This window comes from Archangium sp., assembly GCF_057119385.1.
Genome location: NZ_DBNGVP010000084.1, coordinates 32,222 through 53,275, shown reverse-complemented (window position 1 = coordinate 53,275; position 21,054 = coordinate 32,222). Strand labels below are relative to the sequence as shown.

General features: G+C 69.7%; 17 protein-coding genes. 6 read left to right on the top strand and 11 right to left on the bottom strand.

What is annotated here, in order from left to right; genetic code table 11:
- The 6 genes from AC16DP_RS20575 to AC16DP_RS20550 form a co-directional block, all read right to left on the bottom strand.
- Window positions 1-900 (bottom strand): MbnP family protein, encoded by a 900-nt coding sequence (locus tag AC16DP_RS20575; protein WP_329734995.1) that lies wholly within the window; start codon window positions 898-900, stop codon window positions 1-3.
- Between the two features lie 101 nt (window positions 901-1,001).
- Window positions 1,002-1,727 (bottom strand): SitI6 family double-CXXCG motif immunity protein, encoded by a 726-nt coding sequence (gene sitI6 / locus AC16DP_RS20570; protein WP_329734994.1) that lies wholly within the window; start codon window positions 1,725-1,727, stop codon window positions 1,002-1,004.
- Window positions 1,728-1,755: 28 nt separating this feature from the next.
- On the bottom strand, window positions 1,756-2,442 hold the full coding sequence (gene sitA6, locus AC16DP_RS20565) for a SitA6 family polymorphic toxin lipoprotein (protein ID WP_414640818.1): 687 nt from the start codon (window positions 2,440-2,442) through the stop codon (window positions 1,756-1,758).
- Window positions 2,443-2,522: 80 nt separating this feature from the next.
- Window positions 2,523-4,625 carry a BatA domain-containing protein gene (locus AC16DP_RS20560; protein WP_329734992.1) on the bottom strand — a complete coding sequence of 701 codons (2,103 nt, stop codon included), beginning with the start codon at window positions 4,623-4,625 and terminating at the stop codon, window positions 2,523-2,525.
- Window positions 4,622-5,500, bottom strand: a complete 879-nt coding sequence (locus AC16DP_RS20555; protein ID WP_329734991.1) for a DUF58 domain-containing protein — start codon at window positions 5,498-5,500, stop codon at window positions 4,622-4,624. The genes AC16DP_RS20560 and AC16DP_RS20555 overlap by 4 nt, the downstream gene beginning before the upstream one ends.
- 9 nt (window positions 5,501-5,509) lie before the next feature.
- Window positions 5,510-6,541, bottom strand: a complete 1,032-nt coding sequence (locus tag AC16DP_RS20550; RefSeq protein ID WP_329734990.1) for an AAA family ATPase — start codon at window positions 6,539-6,541, stop codon at window positions 5,510-5,512.
- Window positions 6,542-6,877: 336 nt separating this feature from the next.
- Here AC16DP_RS20550 and AC16DP_RS20545 point away from each other — a divergent pair, with 336 nt between their 5' ends.
- The 4 genes from AC16DP_RS20545 to AC16DP_RS20530 all read left to right on the top strand — a co-directional run bounded on the left by AC16DP_RS20545 (window position 6,878) and on the right by AC16DP_RS20530 (window position 12,024).
- Window positions 6,878-8,056, top strand: a complete 1,179-nt coding sequence (locus tag AC16DP_RS20545) for a hypothetical protein (protein WP_329734989.1) — start codon at window positions 6,878-6,880, stop codon at window positions 8,054-8,056.
- A 208-nt stretch (window positions 8,057-8,264) separates the two neighbouring features.
- Complete coding sequence (locus AC16DP_RS20540; protein ID WP_329734988.1) at window positions 8,265-10,922, top strand: TIGR02266 family protein; 2,658 nt, start codon at window positions 8,265-8,267, stop codon at window positions 10,920-10,922.
- An 8-nt stretch (window positions 10,923-10,930) separates the two neighbouring features.
- On the top strand, window positions 10,931-11,443 hold the full coding sequence (locus tag AC16DP_RS20535; RefSeq protein WP_329734987.1) for a hypothetical protein: 513 nt from the start codon (window positions 10,931-10,933) through the stop codon (window positions 11,441-11,443).
- Window positions 11,444-11,748: 305 nt separating this feature from the next.
- On the top strand, window positions 11,749-12,024 hold the full coding sequence (locus AC16DP_RS20530; protein WP_329734986.1) for a hypothetical protein: 276 nt from the start codon (window positions 11,749-11,751) through the stop codon (window positions 12,022-12,024).
- Between the two features lie 25 nt (window positions 12,025-12,049).
- On the opposite strand, the gene AC16DP_RS20525 is transcribed toward AC16DP_RS20530, so the two are convergent.
- A complete protein-coding gene (locus tag AC16DP_RS20525) occupies window positions 12,050-14,293 on the bottom strand; it encodes an ATP-binding protein (protein ID WP_329734985.1) in 2,244 nt (747 codons plus the stop codon).
- 261 nt (window positions 14,294-14,554) lie between these two features.
- Between AC16DP_RS20525 and AC16DP_RS20520 the strand changes: the two genes are divergently transcribed.
- Both AC16DP_RS20520 and AC16DP_RS20515 read left to right on the top strand, forming a co-directional pair.
- The gene (locus tag AC16DP_RS20520) at window positions 14,555-16,096 is read left to right on the top strand and encodes an outer membrane protein assembly factor BamB family protein (RefSeq protein ID WP_329734984.1); all 1,542 of its coding nucleotides are present in this window, start codon (window positions 14,555-14,557) and stop codon (window positions 16,094-16,096) included.
- Between the two features lie 35 nt (window positions 16,097-16,131).
- Complete coding sequence (locus AC16DP_RS20515) at window positions 16,132-16,338, top strand: hypothetical protein (RefSeq protein WP_329734983.1); 207 nt, start codon at window positions 16,132-16,134, stop codon at window positions 16,336-16,338.
- Here AC16DP_RS20515 and AC16DP_RS20510 read toward each other — a convergent pair.
- The 4 genes from AC16DP_RS20510 to AC16DP_RS20495 all read right to left on the bottom strand — a co-directional run bounded on the left by AC16DP_RS20510 (window position 16,302) and on the right by AC16DP_RS20495 (window position 20,969).
- Window positions 16,302-18,077: a hypothetical protein gene (locus AC16DP_RS20510; protein ID WP_329734982.1), complete on the bottom strand. Its 1,776-nt coding sequence runs from the start codon at window positions 18,075-18,077 to the stop codon at window positions 16,302-16,304. The two genes, AC16DP_RS20515 and AC16DP_RS20510, sit on opposite strands and share 37 nt — an antisense overlap.
- 258 nt (window positions 18,078-18,335) lie before the next feature.
- Window positions 18,336-19,343: a UDP-glucuronic acid decarboxylase family protein gene (locus AC16DP_RS20505; protein WP_329734981.1), complete on the bottom strand. Its 1,008-nt coding sequence runs from the start codon at window positions 19,341-19,343 to the stop codon at window positions 18,336-18,338.
- Window positions 19,344-19,715: 372 nt separating this feature from the next.
- Window positions 19,716-20,054, bottom strand: coding sequence for a hypothetical protein (locus AC16DP_RS20500; RefSeq protein WP_329734980.1), 339 nt, complete (start codon window positions 20,052-20,054; stop codon window positions 19,716-19,718).
- Window positions 20,055-20,189: 135 nt separating this feature from the next.
- A complete protein-coding gene (locus AC16DP_RS20495) occupies window positions 20,190-20,969 on the bottom strand; it encodes a hypothetical protein (protein WP_329734979.1) in 780 nt (259 codons plus the stop codon).
- Window positions 20,970-21,054: the final 85 nt, after the last annotated feature.

Genomic DNA, 21,054 nt, shown 5'->3' with positions numbered 1-21,054 from the left:
TCAGTGGTGCTCCTGCTCGAGACGGAGGAAGCGCGAGCCACGGAGGTTCTCGGCCAGGGAGTCCGCGAGCGCTCCACCGTGGACACGCCGCTGCTCGTCGTTGGTGATGTCCGGCTGAGCGGCTCCAGCGGGTGACACGAGGAGGCGGTTGAAGTCCGCGATGAGCTCGGGGCCGGTGCCGCCCTCGGGCGTGAGGGTGAAGGGGGCATCGAGCTCGAGGGCGACGAAGCGCTTGTCCTCGCCCACGTGGAAGAAGAAGTTCTTCCAGGCGCCCGAGTCCTGGACCTGGCCCTCGAACTTGAGGAACACGTAGCCGGGGTTCCAGCTCCAGTACATGTCCGAGTCCACGTCCAGCGGCGCGTCCATGGCCGAGGCATCCGAGTGGTTGAGCTTCGCGCCGGACCCGCAGGACTCCGGCACGCCGATCGAGACGGCCATGCCGCGGTAGTTGCCCGCGGGCGCCTGGACGTAGACGTTCAGGGACTCGGGCCGCTCCAGGTCCAGCAGGGTCACCCCGTACGGCAGCCGGTGGCCCTGGGCGTCGACCAGCTCCGCGCTGACGCGCTCTCCGCTCTCGCCGAGGAGCGCCACCTGCGAGAGGTACAGCCGCGCCTTCAGGGTCTTGAAGGACGCGCCATGGGAGGAGGTCACCGGGTTGCCGAGCAGGAGCGGGGCCGTGCCAGCCATGAAGTGAACGCCGAGGCGCGTGATGGGGGCCGATGCGTCCACCGTGGAGGGGGGGAGGCATGTTTCTGGCGTGGCGGAGGAGTTGTCCCCACACCCGATGGCGAGCGAGGACGCGAGAGCGACGGCCACCCCGAGGCGCGTCGTCCGACCCTTGCTTCCCACCCACGTGAACCGCCCCGGTACCGCGACCGCCGTCTCACCCTTGCTGTTCATGTTCGTCTCCTGGCTGCGCTGGAGGCAGTGATTTGCCCCGAGCGCACCCGGAGACGCGGATGCCGCGGTCGAATTACAGGTGGATTATTCGAGCGATTTGCTCAGCGCACCTCGGCTTCCCGGAACACCACGCCGTCCAGCTCCAGGCGCTTCACCGCCTCCACCAGGCGCTCGCTGGCGAAGATGAAGCCCGGCGCATCACGGAAGCGGAAGACGTCGACGTCCTCGGGCAGCGAGGAGGCGTCGAGCCAGAACTTCTTCGGGAGGGGGTTCGGGTTGTTGCCACACGTAGGGCAGGCAGGATTGCGATCTGGCGAAAGGCATTCAGGGTGGAACTGACCGTGCAACTCCAACTGCAGTTCCAGCAACTCTGGATGCTTCTTCTGCCGGAAGCGTACCTTGATGGGGCAGCCTTGGAGGCCTCGTATGCCGGCCACCTGTAATTGCTCCAGTGCCTCCCGGCGCACGTAGAGTGTCCAGGGGTTCTGCATGAAGAGCTGGCCGAAGTAACCCAACCCCGAGCCCTCCACCGGGCCGAAAGCCGCGCCTGATTTCAGCATGGCCCATTTGGGAGCAAGGGGACGTACCAGCTCGCGAAGTCGGACGAACTCCTCGAAAGATACCGGTTCTGGCTCGTGGAGCTTCTCCCGTTCCGGAAGGCTCGAAACATCCACGCAGGGATACTGGAGTCCCCCAAAACCGCCACCCATGCGGCAGGCTGGACATGGCTGCGACCAGTCCAAGCCGGGCAGGCTCCACTTGTGTCCGGCGTTCAGGTTCCCCGTATAGAGGGGAGCGTCGTCTCCTGTGACTCCATAGAACTTCAAGCGTCTCTTCCTCCAACCCGTTGAGCCGTCAGTCCGCGAAGAGCTGGGGGCCCGGCGATACAACCTGGTGGCCGTAAGGCACGATGGGACCCACGATGTCGAAGCGATAGGCCAATTCGAACGCTTTGCGCATCATTTCCTCCCGCGGCAGTGTCTGGTGGAAATTGGCATTCATGAACTGCCGCCATGCCGTGTTCCACAGACCGCCGTTCGCGCCACGATGAATGCGCAGGTGCACCTGCTCCGGGATGGCCATCGTCCATGCGTGGACGTCGATGCCACTGTTCTTGAACCACTGCCTGAACTCCTGCGCCTGGGGGAACAGGTGGTGCTTGATCAGCGTTCCTTCGAGCCGGGGAAAGGCCGGGAGGAAGCCCTGCCGGTAACGGAAATGGAACGTCATCCGGGGCCGTGCATCCTCCCGGAGCCCCGCGCGTCTCCAGTTGCGATGGATGCTGGGACTGCGCATGGGGGGGCGGTAGCGCGCCAACTCCGCACCATGTGCCAGCGGAGCATGTGCCACGGCCTCCGGGTCCACGTCTTCGCAGCTGAAGACACCACACTCGCCCTCATCGCATGCGAGCACGACGCACTGATCGGCGCTCGGGGCTTCGCACGCGATGGGGCCGGTGTGCACCGCCGGAGACGTCGTGGCGCATGCGGACAGCAGCAGGACGACAGCAAGAGATAGGGGGCGCGGGAGCGGTCGGGTCACGGGAGCCCGGAACTGTATCGGGTCCCGTGGTTCAGAGGGCGTAGACCCTCACCCCAACCCTCTCCCAGACGGAGAGGGAGCTACTTGCGCAGCAGCGTGCCCTCGAAGAAGAAGGCCAGGGCCGCGGCCACGATGAGCCACGTCCACAGCGGCACGGGCGGGCGCTCCGAGTCCGCGCTCGAGGCCTTCACCGTCTCCTCGCCGAAGTGCGCGGACAGCGCGTCCTGCGGCAGCCGGCTCAAGTCACTCTCGGCCGGGTCGAGCGTCGCCGCGAAGGCCAGCGCGGGCACCGCGTTGCCATCCGCGCCCAGCACCGAGAACGTCCCCGGCTGCTCCACCGGACCCACCAGCACCGTGCCGTCCGGCTGCGCCTTGTGTGGCACCTCCTTGCCGTCCGGCGCCTTCACCGCCGACACCTTCTGCGTGCCCTCGGGCCGCAGCGTGAGCGTCTCGCCCACGCGCACCTTCTGCTCCTCGCGCTCCTCCAGCGAGCCCGCCAGGTACGCCGCGAAGCGCTGCATCAGCGGCAGGAAACTGGTGCGGATGGGGAAGTCGCTCCAGTCCCGGTCCACCGTGCTGGTGAAGAGCGCCACCCGGCCCTTGCCCCTCCTCGCCACCGCCACCGCCGGAGCGCCGTCCTCGTACGTGGCCAGCACCTGGCTCGCGCCCTGGGCCGTGCCGCTCCCGTCCGCCTCCAGCAGCATGTACCGGTAGAAGCACGCCCCCACGAGGCCCTCCTCGGCGCGGCCCGTGAACGGCGCGAAGAGCGGATGCTCCACCTTCACCTGCGCCAGCTTCGCCGCCTTGCCCTCCGCGTCCGGGTCATCGCGCTCCACGCTGGTGCGCACCAGCCGCAGGTTGCGCGGCAGCAGCGCGCCCAGCCGCGTGTTGTACGCCTCCGGATCCACGTGGTCGCCCACGCTGATGAAGAGGCCTCCGCCGTTCTCCACGAAGGCGCGCAGCTTCGCCGCGTCCGCCTCCTCCGGCGCCGTCACGTTCAGCAGGTACACCAGGTCGTAGCCCGTGAGGTCCTCGCGCCACCCGGCCGCCGCGTCCCGCACCGCCACCTGCACCGGCGAGCCCGGCGCCGACAAGGCCGCCTCCATGAAGAAGGCCTCGTCCCGGTAGCGCGTCGCGTGCGGCGCGCCGTTCACCACCAGCGCCTTCAACGGCCTCGGCACCGCCAGCACGAAGGCCCGCCGGTCATCCTCGGCCAGTCCGTCCGGCGTCAGCATGCCCTGGCCCACCACGGTGCCTCCCTGCTGGAAGCGCACCGTCAGCGACTTCTGCGCCGTGCCATTCGCCGGCACGTCCACGAAGCCCTTGCCCACCGTGCTCTCGCCCACCCGTACCGCCGCCTCCAGGTCCTTCAGCGGCTGGTCCGAGAAGTTCTTCACCGTGAAGGTGAAGAGGAAGGCACGCGGGCCCGCCTGCAGCGCGGGCTCCACCTTCAAATCCACCAGCGCGTGGTTGGGCAGGGCGTCCTCGCCGTTGGCCGCGTCGCGCAGCACCACCTCGGGCCGCACCGCCTCGCCCGTGGGGCCCTTCACCGTGGGCGTCGGCGCCTCCAGGCGCATGGAGCCGGCCGTCAGGTCCGACACCACCACCAGGCGCTTGCCCGCCACCGGGCTCTCCTCCAGCGAGCGCGCCGCCAGGTCCAGGCACCGCGACAGGTCCGCCGCCCCATACGTCGGCTGCGCCTCGTCAATCACCTGCCGCAGCTTCGAGCGGTCGAAGCCCGGCGCCGCGGGCGGCAGCGGCGAGCCCGTGCACACCAGCACCGTCGCCGGCTCCTCGGGCCGCAGGTCCGCCAGCGCGTCACGCGCCTCGTCCCGGCCGCGCTCGAAGAGCGACGTCCCGTCCGACCAGCGCATGGACAGCGAGGCGTCCAGCACGATGGCCGTGGCCGCCGGGCCCTTCACCACCGCGGCCGCCTCGGCGTCCTGCTTCAGCTCCGGCCTCGCCAGCGCCACCGGCAGCGCGAGCAGAATCAACGTGCGCAGCGTGTACAACAGCAGCCGCTTGAGCTTGAGCCGGCTCGCGGTGCGCTTCTGGCTGCGCAGCACGAAGGCCAGCGGCCCGAAGGGATGGGGCCTCGGCCGCCGCCGGTCGAAGAGATGGATGAGCAGCGGAATGAAGGCGGCCAGCGCGCCCAGCAGCATCCACGGGTGTGCGAACGTCACCGGCGCCTCCCGCGCTTGCCCAGGTAGCGCAACAGCACCTCGTCCAACCGCTCGTCGGTGCGCACCAGCTCGTAGTCCACGTCCGCCTCCGCGCAGGCCGACTTCACGTTCGCCAGGAAGGCCCCGAACTCCTCCAGGTAGCTCTCCTTGATTTCACGCGGATTCACCTCGATGCGGCCCTCGCCCTCCATGTCCAGGAAGAGCGTGGGGTCATCGAAGGGGAAGGTCAGCTCGGCCGGGTCCACCAGGTGGAACACCGACACGTCGTTCTTGCGCTGCCGCAGCGCGAGTATCCGCTTGAGCGCGTCCTGGTTCTCGTCGAGGAAGTCCGACAGCACGATGACGGAGGAGCGGCGCGGCAGCACCTCGGCGAGGTGGTCCGCGGCGGACAGCAGATTCGTGCCCCCATTGGGCGCGGTGTTCTCCAGCGCGTCCAGCAGCACGTTGAGGTGGCCGGCCGAGGCGCGCGGGGGCACGTCCTGGAAGCGGCCATTGGTCATCACCGCGAGGCCGGCGGCGTCCTGCTGGCGCACCAGCAGGTAGCACAGCGCACCGGCCAGCGTGGTGGCGGCCTCCAGCTTGGAGAGCGCGCCGCTGCGGTAGCCCATGGAGGCGGACGCATCCACCACCATCACCGCGCGCAGGTTCGTCTCGTGCTCGAAGCGCTTGACGTAGTACTTGTCGAACTTGCCGTAGGCCTTCCAGTCCAGGTGGCGCAGCTCATCGCCGGGCGCGTACTCCTTGTGCTCGGCGAACTCCACGCTCTGGCCCTGGTGGGGGCTCTTGTGGAGGCCGGACAGCACCCCCTCCATCACCGCGCGGGCGCGCAGCTTCACGCCCTGCAGCCGGGCCAGTGTCTGGGAGTCCAGCAGCATGCGCGGGCGCTATCCCTTCACCATCGCGACCAACTGGTCCACCAGCTTCACCGACGTGGTGCCCTCGCTCTCGGCGGTGAAGTTGGGCAGCACGCGGTGACGCAGCACCGGGCGGGCCACCGCCTTCACGTCCTCCACCGAGGCCACGAAGCGTCCATTCAGAATCGCCCGCGCCTTGGACGCCAGCACCAGGTACTGGCTCGCGCGAGGCCCCGCGCCCCACGACACGTTCTTCGCGATGAACTCGGGCACGCCCGGCTCCTTGGGCCGCGTGTGCCGCACCAGCTCCACCGCGTAGCGCACCACGTGGTCCGGCACCGGCACCCGGCGCACCAGCTCCTGCAGCGCCAGAATGCGCTCGGGCGAGAGGATCTTCTCCAGCCTGGGCTGCGAGCCGCCCGTGGTGGACTTGACGATCTCCACCTCCTCCTCGGCGGTGGGGTAGCCCACGTCCACCAGGAACATGAAGCGGTCCAGCTGCGCCTCGGGCAGCGGGTAGGTGCCCTCCTGCTCGATGGGGTTCTGCGTGGCGAAGACGAGGAAGGGCAGCTCCAGCGGGTAGGTGCGGCCACCGGCGGTGACGCGGTACTCCTGCATGGCCTGCAGCAGGGCGGCCTGCGTCTTGGGCGGGGTGCGGTTCACCTCGTCCGCGAGGATGATGTTGGCGAAGAGCGGCCCCTTGAGGAACCGGAAGGCGCGATGCCCGGTGGCCTTGTCCTCCTCCAGGATGTCCGTGCCGGTGATGTCCGAGGGCATCAGGTCCGGGGTGAACTGGATGCGGTTGAAGGACAGGTTGAGCACGTCCGCCAGGGTGGAGATGAGCAGCGTCTTGGCCAGGCCGGGCACGCCCACGAAGAGGCAGTGGCCGCGGGCGAAGAGCGCGATGAGCAGGTGCTCCACCACGTCGCGCTGCCCCACGACGCGCTTTTCGATCTGCCCGAGAATCTGGGCTTTGGCCCGGGCGAGCTCCTCGACGGCCTGAAGGTCCTCGCTGGTGGCTTCCGGTACCGGTGTCGGGGCGATGGGGGCGGCGTTTTCCATGAGAAGGGTTCTCTTAATCTCGGGCGGCGCGCGGTCCAAGGGGTTCGCGGGGGGTCCGCGGCACGAACGTGGGATGCCAACCGTTCCAGAGGGCGGGTATTCCTGCCACAGGACGTTCGTCCGCTCCAGGACACCCTGTGTCCGGTTCCCTACCCCCCAGGGGGGGTCGGCCGGACCCGAGACCGGGGGGATGCCGGAGGGAATGACCCCCTTACCTTCCCCCGGTTCGTCCCTCGGGGCCACTCCGGCACGTCCTCCCCCTCCGAGGAGGCCTCGTCCGGCGAGGAAGGGAGCGGTACCCGTCCGGTTGCCTCGACCCCCTCCGAGCCGGCTCCCGTGCCGCTCCAGCCGGAGCCCCCTCCCGTCCAGCCCTGGTTCCACCGGCTCGGCGGGCCGCAGGACGACTCCGGGACGGGGCTCGCCGTGGATGGGGCGGGGGACATCTCCGTGGTGTGGCTCTCCACGCCGCGCGAGGACGACGAGCGCGAGTCCGTGCCGGGCCAGCGCCGGGGCCTCACGCTGGCGAAGTACAGCCCGGATGGGGCCGAGCGCTGGGCCCGGGACTTCTCGCGGATGCGCGTGGCCTCGCCGCGCGTGGCGGCCTCGCCCTCGGGGGAGGTGTTCCTCTCTGGCAACGCCTTCCTGTACCCCCTGGACTTCGGCCTGGGCGCGGCCACCGATGGCTTCGTCGTGAAGTTCTCCGGCGAGGGCCAGCCCCTCTGGCAGCGGCGCGCGGGCCAGAAGGTGTACGGCCTGGCGGCGGATGGCGAGGGCGGGGTGCTCGTCACGGCCGAGGAGTGGACGCCGGAGGGCCCCGTGCCGGTGCTCGCCCACCATGACGCGCGGGGGGCCTTCCTCTGGGCGCGGCAGCTGGACCGGGTGGACGAGGGGACGCAGCTGCACGCCCTGGCGCTCGCGCCCTCGGGCCGGACGCTGCTCGCCGGACGCCTCGTGGGCCCGCTCACGGTGGATGGCCGGGCCTTCGGGAGCGCGGGGGGCCAGGCCCTGTTGCTGCTCGCCTTCGAGCGGGATGGGCGGCTCGCGTGGGGCAAGGAGCTGCGGGGCGTGGACGGCCACGTCACCGGGCTGCGGCCGGAGCGCGACGGGGGCGTGGTGCTGGTGGGCGAGCTGCGCGGTCCCCTGTCCTGGGGCGGCGCGCGGCTCTCGGGCTCCGAGGCCTTCGTCCTCGCGGCGGGCCCGGACGGCGCCGAGCGCTGGGCCCGACCGCTCGCCTGTGACTCGAAGCCGGCCTCGCCCGTGGTGGCGCTGGACGAGGCGGGCCAGGTGGTGGCCGTCTGTGGCGGCACGTTGAGCGCGTACGCCCCCGAGGGCTCGCAGCGGGACCAGCGCACGGTGTCTCCCGGCGAGTGCCCCGAGGGCGGCTGCCCGGTGGCCTGCACCACGCTGGACTTCGTCCCGGGGCGGGGCTTCACCCTCGCGGGCTACCAGCGCCACGGCGTGCGCTCCGGCGAGGCGTGGGACCAGGACGCCTTCCTGCGGCTGCTCGCTCCGTGAGCCGTCCGCCGTCCCCTGTTTCCCCAGAAATCGGAAAGAACCCGGTGGGTCTCCCCCGCTGAAACCCTCCGGGCACGTCTCGTGCGAGGGGGAGGCGTGGGACGGGGTCGCCCATGCGCGCACCTGGAATGGGAGCGCGGCAGGCAGGGGAGCGGAGGAGGAGAGAAAGACTTGAGCGGGCGGGTCTTACCCGCGACAGTCAGAAGCTATGGATCAGGGACGGCGCGCCGCGGACCGCAAGGCCGTGGGTCTGCTGGTGAAGCTCAAGCACACGGATATCGGCAACTTCGTCGAGGAGTTCGCCGTCAACATCAGCCCCGGGGGCATGTTCATCCGTTCGCGCGAGCCGCAGCCGGTGGGCACTCCGGTGAAGTTCGAGGTGCGCATCGCCGATGGTCTCCGGGTGATGAAGGGCTCGGCGGTGGTGCGCTGGGTGCGGCCGCCCGAGGACCTGTCCGGGCCTCCCGGCATGGGCATCCAATTCACGGAGCTGGACGCGCCCTCCCAGTCGCTCGTCGACCGGATGTTGCAGCGCAAGGGCGAGGTGTCTCCGGCGGCGCCCTTGGCCGCTCCTCCCGCCGCGAGGCCGGCGGCCGCTCCTGGGGTGGCGCCGGTGCAGGCGATTCCCACCGTGGCGCCCGTGGCCCCCGGCACGCGGCCCGTTCCCGCGGCCCGTCCGCCCGAGCCCCTCGTTCCGCCTCCGCCGCCGCCCGTCACCGCCGTCGACATTCCGCTCGACGAGCTCATCGCCGCCACGATTCCGCCCGAGCGAGCGCGAGCCGAGCCTCCGCCCGCCGCGAAGCCGCCCGTTCGCCAGAGCAACAGCATGCAGGAGTTCGATCTGGCGGACCTCTCGGCGGCGGCCACGCCCGGGCCCGCCACGCCGTCTCCGCCCGCGCGCGCCGGTCAGGCCAGCAGTGCGGTGGAGCTCGAGCTGGAGTCCTCCGACGACGACGAGCCGCTCGAGTTCGCACGGCCCGTCGCGGGTCAGCCCATGCGGCCCGCGGCGAGGAAGCCCGCGCCACCGCCTGGTGCCCGCCCCGCGGCTCCAGTGGCTCCTGTGGCCCCTCCCGCTCCCGTGGCACCCAGGGCTCCCCAGGCGCAGCCGGCGGCCCCGCAGCTCGCACCGGTGGCCGCGAAACCGGCGGCCCCGCTGCCTCCCGAGCCCAAGAGTTCCCCCGGGCAGGTGCGCACCGTCTTCCTCACGCCGCCGGCGAGCCTCGAGAGCAAGGGCCCGGTGATTGGCATCGACCTGGGCACGTCCAACTCGTGCGTGGCGGTGGTGACGAACAACAAGCCCGTGGTGCTGCGCTCGCGCGAGGGCTACAACACCATCCCCTCGGTGGTGTCGCTCTCGTCGCAGGGCAAGCTGCTGGTGAGCCACCGCGCGAAGAGCCAGGTGCTGCTGCGCCCCGAGCAGACCATCTACGGCGCCAAGCGCCTGGTGGGGCGTCCCTTCGACAGCGCGGTGGTGAACCAGGTGCGCGAGCGCTTCCACTACGAGATCATCCCCGACGCGCGAGGCCGTGCGGCGGTGCGGATGGGCGAGCACGTGCTGTCGCTGGAAGAGGTGCAGGGCATCATCCTGCGCGAGTGCAAGGAGTTGGCGGAGCAGCACCTGGGGCAGAAGGTGGAGCGGGCGGTGGTGACGGTGCCGGCGTACTACTCGGAGCCGCAGCGCGAGGCGGTGCGCCGGGCGGGGTGGATGGCGGGGCTGAAGGTGGAGCGGATTCTCAACGAGCCCACCTCGGCGGCGCTGGCGTACGGGCTGAACCGCGAGGTGACGAAGAAGGTGCTCGTCTATGACCTGGGCGGCGGCACCTTCGACGCGACCATCCTTCGAATCGACCGGAACGTGTTCGAGGTGCTGGCCACGGGAGGCGACATCTTCCTGGGCGGCATGGACTTCGACAACGTGCTGGTGGACCTGTTGCTGGAGCGCTTCCAGCAGCAGGAGAAGGTGAGCTTCCAGGGAGATCGCATCGCGCTGTCGCGGGTGACGGACGCGGCCGAGCGGGCGAAGGTGGCGCTATCGGAGTCCAGCTCCTACGAGGTCCACATCCCGATGCTGATGATGGACGAGTCGGGGCAGCCGAGGGACCTGCACGTCACGCTGACGCGGGCGGAGATGGAGAAGGCGTGCCTGCCGATGGTGATGCGCACGCTGGACGTGGTGCGGGACGTGCTGCTGGACGCGAAGATGAGGCCGGGGGACATCGACGACATCCTCATGGTGGGCGGGCAGGCGCGCATGCCGCTGGTGCGCGAGAAGCTGAAGGAAGTGTTCGGCAAGGCGCCGCACGCGGGGGTGAACACGGACGAGGCGGTGGCGCTGGGCGCGGCGTTGTACTCGAGCGCGGTGGACAAGGTGAGCAGCGTGGTGCTCATCGACGTGCTGCCGATGACGATCGGCGTGGCGATGCCCGGTGGAGCGTTCACGCGGGTCATCGAGCGCAATACGCCGCTGCCGGCGCAGCGCTCGTTCGCGATCTCCACGACGCGGGACAACGAAGAGGTGATGGAGCTGTCCATCTTCCAGGGAGAGGACACGCACATCTCGGCGAATGAGTACCTGGGCACGGTGCGGCTGGAGGGGCTGCCGAGGGGGCCGAAGGGCTCGGTGCGGGTGGCGGTGACGCTGCGGCTGGATTCCGAGTGCGTGCTGCACGTGACGGCGCAGGAGTACTCGACGCGCAAGGAGATGAAGGCAACGCTGGCGACGCGCTACACGCCGGAGGAGCTGCGGCAGCGGCTGGGGGTGGCCTCGGACGCGGCGAAGGCGGCGGAGGAGCGGCGCGGCCAGGACCTGAAGGAGCGCTCGGGCCGCTTCTGGGGCTTCCTGAAGAAGGTCGTGGGCAAGGCCTGAGGGAGTTCATGGTGCCCCCGCCGCGTTGCTGTCTCCCACGCTCGTGGTTGCTCGTTGGCCTCGTGCTGTGGGAGGCCAACGGCCAGACAGGATGCACCGATCGCAACAGCGTGGTCGGGCGCATCACTCCTGAGCACTTCTGGTTCAAGACGACCGTTGAGAGGTCCGATGCGCAACCGGGTGGATGGCAAGCCGTCTGCATCCACGCCCGCATCACGGAGGGCGACTCGGGGGCGACGACCGTCTGCAAGTTCGAGGTCGGCCTCCCTCTACGAAACGGCCAGAGGGAAATTCCTCTGTGGGTGGCTCGGCGGGACGCGGCGGAGATGGCCAATCGCGCTGCGTACAAGGTCCTCTCCAACGCTCCGCGTGGAGAAATGATGTTCACGCTGTGTAGCAATTTCAAAACCCTCTATGACCTGATGCTCAGGGAGAAGCATCCGGGCGCTCTGGTGGGAGCCTGTGTCTCCGAAGGTATCGAAACCGTCCTCTTCGACATCCCGAGGCCTTCCAAATCATGAAGGCATTCACGAAGGCGGAGCTCATCCGCATTGCGCACCAGCACTACCCTCCCGGAAGCACCGTCTTTGTCGACATCGACAGGTCCACACCCGAATTCCAGCGTTGGTCCGCTGCTTGGAAGACGGCGCTGGCCTGGGAGCCCTGGGACTCTCTTCTCAGTGAACTCATGGCTGCATTTCCCGGCCGTCCCGTCGGGGACGTGACGCAACCTGGTATGTCCGCCTGTCTCCGGTGTTGTGTGTACCTGGAGAAGCCACTACCCGAGGGAGGGCGGGTTCTGACCCGTCTGGCTGGTGCTGTGAGCGTGCTCGCCCCGCTCTATCTCGTCTACGTCACGGTGCAGCACATCCGGGCCGATGACACACGGACCCGGCCGCAGCTCTTCTTGCAGCCACCGGACGAAATCAGGCCGCACGCGGAACTGCTCGTGCATCAGCTGGAGCGGGCACTCGGCTACCAGCCATTCCCGCTCGGACTGGCCAACGAGCCTGTTCCCGGCCGATGCGTCTACTTCCTCAATGGAGGAGAGCCCTCGTTGCTCGATGCCCTTCTGGGCAGGGATCTGGGCAACCTGCCCTGAGTCCATGGGCACCGCCTGGTGCCCCTCAGGCCGCGCCTCCCTGGGCCTCGGCCATGGGGCAGGGAATCTCCAGCGTGAACGTGGCCCCTCGTCCTGGCCCCTCGCTGTGGACCTTCAGCGAGCCCCCCAGCTCCTGCGCCGCCAGGGCACTGGAGTGCAGACCGAAGCCGTGCCCGTCCTCCCGCGTGGTGAAGCCGTACTGGAAGATGCGCAGCAACATCTCCGGTGAGATGCCCACGCCCGTGTCCCGGATGTCGATGCGGACGTAGTCTCCAGGGCCTCGCTCCAGCGTCACGATCAACCGCCGCTCACCCGTGGCCGCACGCTCCAGGGCATGGCTGGCGTTGCTGATCAGATTGACGAGGATCATCAGCAGCTTGTGCTTGTCCGTCAGCACCGGAGGGAGCGCCGTCAGGTGCCGCTCCACCCGCGCTCCATGACGGGCGAGCCCGGCCGCGTTGATGCGCAGCGCGTCCTCCAGCAGCTCCTCCAGGTGCACGGGCTCGTGCATCCGTGGCGTGCGCGCGTAGTTCTGCTGCACCTTGACGATGTCGCCAATGTGCTCGGTGTACCGGCCCACGTCATCGAGCAGCAAGAGCAGCTCCTTGCGCTCGTTCAGCAGGGTCTCTCCCAGCTTGCCCAGGAAGGGCGTCACATGCCGGCCGCGCTCGTCCTGCGTGAGGAAGGTTCCAACGTCGGCCTGGTGCTCCTGGAGCATGCCCGCCACCCGTCCCACCTGCTCGAGCTTCATCCGGCCCATCCGCTCCCGGGCGAGCTGCGCCGCGGTGTAGACGCTGTTGAGCACGTTGCCCACGTTGTGCAGCACGTTGGTGGCGATCTCCGCCATGCCCGCGCGCCTCGCCGTCTGCACCAGCCGGACATGCACGTCCTGGAGCTCGCGCGTGCGCTCCTCCACCCGCTGCTCCAGGTGCTCGTTGGCCTGACGCAGCGCCTCCTCGCGCTGTTGGACCTTGTCGGCCATGGACCGGATGGCCCGCGCCAGCTGTCCCAGCTCGTCCTCGCGTGAGGTGTTCAGCTCCACCTGGAAGTCACCGGCGGCCACCCGCTCCGCGGCCTGGCTGAAGGCCAGCAGCGGCCGGGTGACGTGCCGACGGAGCACCCAGGACATGATGGCCAGCTCCGCCACCAGCGCGACGAGGCCCACCAGCAGCACCTGGCGCGCGGCGCGGAGCGCGGGCTGGGACACCACGCGCTCGGGCAGCACCGTGACGAAGTTCCAGCCGGGTCCCTCGAGCCGGGACATGCCGATGTACTCCTCATGCTCCGGCAGCTCCGCCACCGTCTGGCCCGGCGGACCGTGGCGCACCTGCTCGAAGATGCTCCGCAGGCCGCGCTGCTCCTCCTCGGTGACGCTGGGCGCTTCCTCGCTGTTCTTCCCGCCGCTGCCCGGGATGTAATAGACGCCCGTGTCTCCTTCCCGGGTGAACCGCGGATGGGCGATGAGCTGACCGTCGTCGCGGAAGAGCAGGTTGTACGCGCCGGGCAGATGGTCGTTGATGGTGCGCGTCATCAACTCCTGGATGAGCACGTCGTGGCCAATCGTCGCGACATGCCGGCCCTCCAGGTCCAGCGGCGTGGAGACCGAGACCATCCAGCTCTTGTCCACCGGATCCGAGTAGACGCCGCACCAGACCGTCTTCCGCTCCGGGTTCTTCCCCGGCTGGCTCAGCTCGTAGAACTCGAGCGTGAGGAAGGACTGAGTGCTCTCGGCCTCCTGGGTCCACGTGGGACGCTCCGGCCAGTAGAGCACCAGCACGTTTTCCGGCAGCACGACGTAGGTGTTGGTGAAGCGCGTGTGCAGGGCGGGCCCGTACTGGGCGAGCACGTCATACGCGGCCAGGATGCTCCGGCGCAGCCCCGCGCCCATCCGGACGTCCTTGGGCACCATGAGGCCCGGCATCTTCGTACCGTCGAAGCGCTCGGGGCGGTTGCGGACGCTGCCATCCGCCAGCTGGACGAAGAGGCGGTCGAAACGCGCGTCCACCTCCTCCGGAGTCAGGGCGAGGAGCCTCTCCTCCAATGCCTTCAGCAGCACGGCGTGGTTGTCCTGCGCCAGCACGAAGATGCCCTGCTCGCGCTGGCTGCGCTCCACCACGTACCGCTCCAGCCTCGCGAGGTTCTCGGTCCGGACCGACTGCAGCACGTGCAGGTAGCTGAAGAGCGTGGCCAGGGCCACCACTCCCGCGATGCGCGCCCCCATCTGCAGGAGCGTCGAGCGCGACAGGGAGCGACGGCGGGAGAACGGCATGGCGCGGCCTCTCTCGGGCGGGAGTTTCCGATTCTAAACGGTATTCCTTCTTTGATGTCCCAAGCATTGAGAAAACCCCTGATTTTTCTCGGAGTGCAGTAGGGCCACCCTCCGCGTCCTGTGCCGATGATTCAGGTGAAAGGCCTACATGCCGAGCCGCGGGCGGGGCTGATCCCAGCGGGAACGTGTCCTTCTTGGAGGCGCAAGGGGCAGCGGCCGCCGGGTGGAGTGCGCCGCGCGCCGGGGTGTATCTGGCCGCCCATGACCTCCAACCGACGTTTCACGCACCGGGCCTGGGGCCTGGTGCTGGCGAGCCTGCCAGTGATTGCCTGCGCGCATCTCCTGGGCCCGAGCCTCTGGCAGTTCGCGGGCGGCAACCTGCACAACACGCGAAGCGCGGGCGATGAGCAGCACATCAGCCCCCAGACGGCGCCCCACCTGTACGTGAAGTGGACCTTCACCACCGAGGGCGACGTCTCGGCGACTCCGTCCGTGGTGGAGGGCGCGGTGTACTTCCCCGACTGGGGCGGCTGGCTGCACAAGGTGGACGCCGCCACGGGCGCGCGCATCTGGTCCCGGCGGATCTCCGAGTACACGGGCATCCCCGGCAGCCGCTCGCGCAACACGCCGGCCTTCCACGAGGGGCGACTCTACCTCGGCACGCTCAACGGCGACTTCCTGGCCGTCGACGCGAGCACCGGCGACCTGCTCTGGAAGTCCCATCCGGACGCGCACCCGGCGGCTGTCATCACGCAGTCGGCCATCGTGGATGGCACCCGCGTCTACGTGGGCGTGGCCTCGTACGAGGAGAGCTACGCGGCGGATCCTTCCTACCCGTGCTGCACGTTCCGCGGGAACGTGGTGGCCATGGACACGGCGACCGGCGCGGTGGTGTGGCGCACCTTCGTGATGCCGGAGGGCTACTCCGGCGGGGGCGTCTGGGGCAGCACGCTCGTGCTCGACAAGAAGCGCAACTCCCTCTACGTGACCACGGGCAACAACTCCAACGTGCCGCCCGAGGTGCGCCAGTGCCTGGTGGATGCCACGGATGACGCCACCGCGGCGGCGTGCCTCGCGCCGGACGACTACTTCGACGCCATGCTCTCGCTCGACGCGAGCACGGGCGCCATCAAGTGGGGCCGCAAGCTCTACCCGCAGGACGTCTTCATCCTGACCTGCCTCATCCGCCCCGAGGACTGCCCCCCGCCGGGTGGCCCCGACTATGACTTCGGCCAGGGTGCCATCCTCTTCAAGACGCACCACGCCGATGGAGCCCCGCGCGAGCTGGTGGGCGCGGGCCAGAAGAGCGGCATCTACTGGGCGTTGGATCCGGACACGGGCGCCACGGTGTGGAGCACGCGCGTGGGGCCCGGGGGCGTGGGCGGCGGCATGATGTGGGGCTCGGCCATGGCGGACGGGCGCATCTACGCGGCCAACGTCAATTACGATCACCTGCCCTACACCCTGCCCAATGGACAGACGAGCTCCTGGGGCAATTTCACGGCGCTGGATGCCGCGACCGGGCAGATCGTCTGGCAGACGCCGGATCCGCTCGAGGGCGCGCAGGACCTGGCCCCGGTGACCACGGCGAATGGTGTGGTGTTCGGCTGCTCCATCGACCCGCGGGGCCACATGTACGCGATGGACGCGAGCACGGGCGCCGTGCTGTGGACCTTCGTCAGCGGCGGCTCGTGCAACGCGGGCCCGGCCGTGGCGGATGGGACGGTGTTCTGGGGCTCGGGCTACTCCAACTTCCAGGTGGGCACCCCGAACAACAAGCTCTACGCCTTCACCGTGCCGTAGTGCTTCCGTTTGAAGTCCTTGCGATCTGCGAGTTGGTGCCCGACTACGAGGCCTGGTTCGATCGGCAGATGAGCGCGCTCGAGGATTTCGACGTGACGCTGACGTACTGCTTCACGCCGGGCTCGTGCGGCATCAACGACCACCACACCAGCCCGCCCCACCGCATCGAGGAGTTCGCCGACTTCTGCGCGCGCATGACGCGCCGCTACGCGAAGCAGGTGCTGCGCAGCAGCGTGGCGTAGCGCTCCGCGGCCCGGCGCAGGCGCACCGCCTCCTCCGGGACGAGGCCCTCCAGCGCCGAGGCCGCCAGCGTGTGGTGGCCCAACTGGAAGGCCAGGTAGCACGGCCGGTAGAAGTCCAGGAGCGGCCCGCTGACGGCGTGGCCGCTCGCCCGTGCCACGTACTCGGCGAGGATGCTCTGTTCCGCCGCGTCCAGCTCCAGCTCCACGGCCGCGCCCACCACGTCCCACGCCACGTCCTGGCAGCCGATCAGATCATGCGCGTCGTGGTGGTCCACCGCGTCCGCCTTGAGGAGCCGTCCATCCGGCAGGACGAGCCACTCCCACGCGTGCGGCTTGTTGTCCGTCTCCACCGGGCGCACCTCGGCGGAGAGCCGCTCCAGGCGCGGAGCCCAGGGGCCCAGGGACTCGGCGAACCCGTCTCCCAGCACCTGGGCCGAGTTGTAGCGCGTCATCTCCAGCAGCTTCGCGAGCGAGGCGCCCCACCCGGGCTCCGCGATGAAGCGGCGCGCCCGGAAGCCGAGATAGGCCCCCACGCGCGCCACGAGCTCCGCGCGGTCCAGCCCGCGTGCCAGGGGAAGGGGCCGCGCGCCCTCGAGCCACCGCTGGACGAGGAAGCCGTGCCGCAGCCCCTCCACGTGCGGCGTGAGGCTCGCCTCCGAGAGCTGCCGCGCCCGTGCGAGCCGGCGCTCTCCGTAGAGCCCGAGGCCGGCGAACTTGAGCAGGAAGGCGCCGCGCTCGGACAGGACGAGGTACTTGCGCCGCTCCTGCTGCACGTGCACCGCGGGCCAGTGGCGCTCGTCCGGGAAGATCTTGTGCCGCCAGGCCCCTCCGCTCACGTCCACGAGCGGGCCGTGGACGGGGCCGATGAGGTCCTCGACCCAGGCGGCGAGCGGCGGCGGCGGGTCCTCCGGATGGACGAAGAGGGCGTCGAAATCGGCCGTGTACCGGCGTGCCCGGGCCCAGCGCACCCGGTGGCGCTCGCTGGCCACGGGCCCGAGCTCCCCCGCGTGGCTCGGGAAGAAGAGCAGCCGGTCCTCGGGGATGCCGCGCGCCTCGAGGAAGTCCGCCACCGCCCCGAAGGAGCTGCCCGACAACCCGGGCCCCTCGTCCACGATGGCGACGTGGGACTCCCGCGCGCGCGCCAGGAGCTCGCGCTCGAGCTCGGGCCCGAGGCTGAGGGGGCGCTGAAAGGGATGGCCTCCCGGCCCGACGGTGAAGGGCGGGGCCAGGGTGTTCGCGGCGGCGGCCACCACGCACGCGAGGCCCGTGCCGATGCCGTGGATGCCCACCACCACCGGCGGGCGTGGCAGCAGTCTCAGTGAGCGCGCGGCCTCCAGGTACAGCTCCGGGTAGAGCGCGTAGTAGGCGTAGCCCTCGGGCATCTTCACCGTCACCCGCTCCGGCAACTCCAGGCGCTCGAGTGCGTCGAGTACTTCGTCGGGAACGGGGCCGTAGCGCATGAAGCCGCTCACGTAGGAGTCCCGGACGGCGCGTGCGAAGGCCATGGGGAGCGCGAGGTAGGACGCGCCGCGTGGGCCCGGCTCGTCCTGGCGCCGCTCGGCGAAGTCCGCATCGAGCAGTCCCTGGGCGAGCTCGCCCGCCTCGATGAACAGGGACACCAGCGCCATGTGCCGGGCGATGCCCGCGGGTACGGCCTCCACCCGGCGCAGGCGTCCACGAAGGGCCGTGAGCACCTCGGAGGGCCGTACCTCCCGCGAATGGTCTCCGTAGACGAGCATGGAGCCGTTTCCCCCCTCCGCCTCTTGCTTGCCCGGCTCCCGTCGCCGTGGCCCGGGAGGCCGTCCGCGTTTCGGAGACAAGATAGGGGGCCACCTCCGTGTGAGGCCGATGTCATGCAGTGCGCGCCCGGTGTGCAGGCATCCTGTCAGGCGGCCGGTGGCGGGTCGGCTTCGGAGCGAGGAGTTGAAGGCCCAGGAGGAGGGACTCCTGCTGCGGTGGCGGGCGTTGTCGAATCCCTCCCTTGCGAGGGGATGACGTCAAATCGCTGAACCCGCGTCCGCCAGCTCAGGGGGCGTGTGCACCGGGCTCGGACGCTCGGCCAGGTCGCGGAAGTACCGGATCGTCTCCCTCAACCCATCCTCCAGCCGCACTCGAGGCTCCCAGCCGAGCAGCGTGCGCGCCCGGGAGATGTCCGGCTGGCGCTGCTTCGGGTCATCCCTGGGCAGCGGCTGGAAGGTGATGCGGCTGCTTCCACCCATGGCGTCGCGCACGGCCTCCGCGAACTGGAGGATGGTCATCTCGCGCGGGTTGCCGATGTTTACCGGCTCCTCCACGTCCGACATCGCCAGCCGCACGATGCCGTCGATCAAATCCGACACGTAGCAGAACGAGCGCGTCTGGCTCCCATCGCCGAAGACGGTGAAGTCCTCGCCCCGGAGCGCCTGCCCCACGAAGGCGGGCACCACGCGTCCCTCGTTGAGCCTCATCCGCGGCCCATACGTGTTGAAGATGCGCACGATGCGGGTGCGCACCTGGTGCACGCGCCGGTACGCCGCCACGATGGCCTCCCCATAACGCTTGGACTCGTCGTAGCAGGAGCGCGGGCCAATGGGATTCACATTGCCCCAGTACTCCTCGCGCTGCGGGTGAACCAGCGGGTCACCGTAGATCTCCGATGTGGACGCCTGAAGGAACACCGCGTCCTTGTGGTGCGCCAGCCGCAGTCCATTCTCCGTGCCGAGCGAGCCCACGCGCAGCGTCTCGATGGGCAGCTGTGCGTAGTCGATGGGCGAGGCCGGCGAGGCCATGTTGAAGACGAAGTGCACCGGCCCGTCGAAGCTGAACGGCTCGGTGATGTCGTGGTGCAGCGAGATGAAGCGCTTGTTCATCCTCAGCCCGGCGAGGTTGCGCTCATCGCCGGTGACGAAGTTGTCCAGGCTGATGACCTCGGAGGCTCCATCCGCGAGCAGCCGCTCGCACAGGTGAGATCCGAGGAAGCCCGCTCCCCCCAAGACAACCGCCCGTTTCCCGTGGATTCGATTCATGCACGGGAGGCTGGGGCCGCACAGGGCTTCCAGGGAGCGGTGGCCGATCATCCCGAGGATGCGTGGGTTGATTGCCCGACATGCCAGCACGGCTGCGTACGGCAGACAGCAGCGATGGCGTTCTCCTGTGCACGGCGTTCGGAGGGTGGCCCAGGGTGCGATTGTTCCCGCTCAGGGCCCAAGTCACCTCGCGTTCCTCACACACCGAGGCGCAGGAGAGGCAACGACGATGGATGCGCGAGCGGAAGGCGCTGGAGGCGGCGGTCATCGGTGGGCCCAAGGGCGCGCGGGTCGAGCGGGTGAAGCTCGAGGGCCGCGGCTGGTTCGGGCACCGGGGAGGGCTTCACCTGCTTCGGCATCGGCCGAGGGTCGTCACCCCGGGGGCAGGGGCGTGTACGTGCCGCCCCGCGACTCCACGGCCTGGCGGATGGCCCGCTCGAACTCCTCACGTTGGGTGAACATGCGGATGCCACCCAACGTGATGTTGGCCATCGTCACGCCCATCTCGACGACATTCGAGCTGAACAGCACGTTGAGCGAGCTGAGCCGTGGCATGAGGCGCATGCCCAGCTCCGTCAGCCCGGTGCGCGCCTCGGTGGTGTAGAGCGCCATGCCCTCCCAGTCGTGGAAGATGTCCATCTTCCCCAGGTTGCTGGCGGCGAACTCGTTGATGACGGCCACGGCGATGCGGGAGAACTCGGCTTCGAACAAAGCGCCGCGGAACCTCAACACGAGGACATGGGAGGCGGGGTTCCACTGACGCAGCTCCCCGTTGGGGGAGGTCCACGTCCGGGTTCCATTCTCGAGCGGCCGGGAGAGCATGGGGGGCGGTCAGTATGGCACGCCTTACTCGGTATACAGCGTCACACCGAGGCCGGGCCGGAACGTGCCGATGACGAGCGTGTCCGCGTTGGGCACGGTCGCCAGGCCCACCAGCAGGCTGGTGCTCACGGAGAGCTGCGGCGCGAGCCAGTACTCCAGGCCGCCACCGGCCGCGAGCGTCAACACGCTGGTGCTCGTGTTCGCGGCACCCACCTGGTTGAGTGAGCCCGCCAGCGAGAAGAAGGGACGGAGCGCCTTGCCCGGGGAGTCGCTGTAGATGTTCAGCCCGAGACCCAGCGACAGGCCCGTGAGGGACGTCTTCCCCTGCGACGCGTAGGCGAAGCCTGCATCCAGGTCGATGCCTGCCCGCTCGTTGATGAAGTACCGGATGCCCACGCTGGAGCTGGTGCCCGCGGACTCGCCCAGGCCCAGGGTGCTGCCGAGCAGCGAGGCACGCAGGCCGAACAGCCCCATGCGCGGTCCCACCGGCAGTGCGGGCGTCAGGGGGGCCATGGGGGTCACGGCCGGAGTGGCGGGCGCCGCCGGAGTGGCCGGGGTGGCGGGCGTCTCGGGCGTGGCGGGGGTCGCGGGCGCCGTCCCGGCCGTGTCCTGCGTGTTGCCCGCGTCCGGGTCTCTGACCTCGGCGAGGGCCTTCTGACGGGCCTCTTCCTCGGCGGCCTTCTGCTCGCGATAGCGCTGGATCTCCGCGGCGCGCTCGGCGGCGCTCTTCCGGCGGGTGGTGCCCGACGTCGTCTCGCAGCCGGTGATGGCCAGGGCGAGCAGGGCGATGCTCAGGGTCCGCATGGGGGTCTCCTCCAGAAAAGGGCGGAGCACATACCATCCACGCGCGCAGGTGGGCCACCCGCTCTCCGTGAGAGCGGGCTCCTTC

What these genes read in the sequence shown, in the direction of transcription:
- AC16DP_RS20550 (WP_329734990.1), bottom strand. Translation starts at nt 6,541, where the DNA reads ATGGAAAACGCCGCCCCCATCGCCCCGACACCGGTACCGGAAGCCACC.
- AC16DP_RS20575 (WP_329734995.1), bottom strand. Translation starts at nt 900, where the DNA reads ATGAACAGCAAGGGTGAGACGGCGGTCGCGGTACCGGGGCGGTTCACG.
- AC16DP_RS20525 (WP_329734985.1), bottom strand. Translation starts at nt 14,293, where the DNA reads ATGCCGTTCTCCCGCCGTCGCTCCCTGTCGCGCTCGACGCTCCTGCAG.
- AC16DP_RS20495 (WP_329734979.1), bottom strand. Translation starts at nt 20,969, where the DNA reads ATGCGGACCCTGAGCATCGCCCTGCTCGCCCTGGCCATCACCGGCTGC.
- AC16DP_RS20555 (WP_329734991.1), bottom strand. Translation starts at nt 5,500, where the DNA reads ATGCTGCTGGACTCCCAGACACTGGCCCGGCTGCAGGGCGTGAAGCTG.
- AC16DP_RS20520 (WP_329734984.1), top strand. Translation starts at nt 14,555, where the DNA reads ATGACCTCCAACCGACGTTTCACGCACCGGGCCTGGGGCCTGGTGCTG.
- AC16DP_RS20535 (WP_329734987.1), top strand. Translation starts at nt 10,931, where the DNA reads ATGGTGCCCCCGCCGCGTTGCTGTCTCCCACGCTCGTGGTTGCTCGTT.
- AC16DP_RS20505 (WP_329734981.1), bottom strand. Translation starts at nt 19,343, where the DNA reads ATGAATCGAATCCACGGGAAACGGGCGGTTGTCTTGGGGGGAGCGGGC.
- AC16DP_RS20540 (WP_329734988.1), top strand. Translation starts at nt 8,265, where the DNA reads ATGGATCAGGGACGGCGCGCCGCGGACCGCAAGGCCGTGGGTCTGCTG.
- AC16DP_RS20510 (WP_329734982.1), bottom strand. Translation starts at nt 18,077, where the DNA reads ATGCTCGTCTACGGAGACCATTCGCGGGAGGTACGGCCCTCCGAGGTG.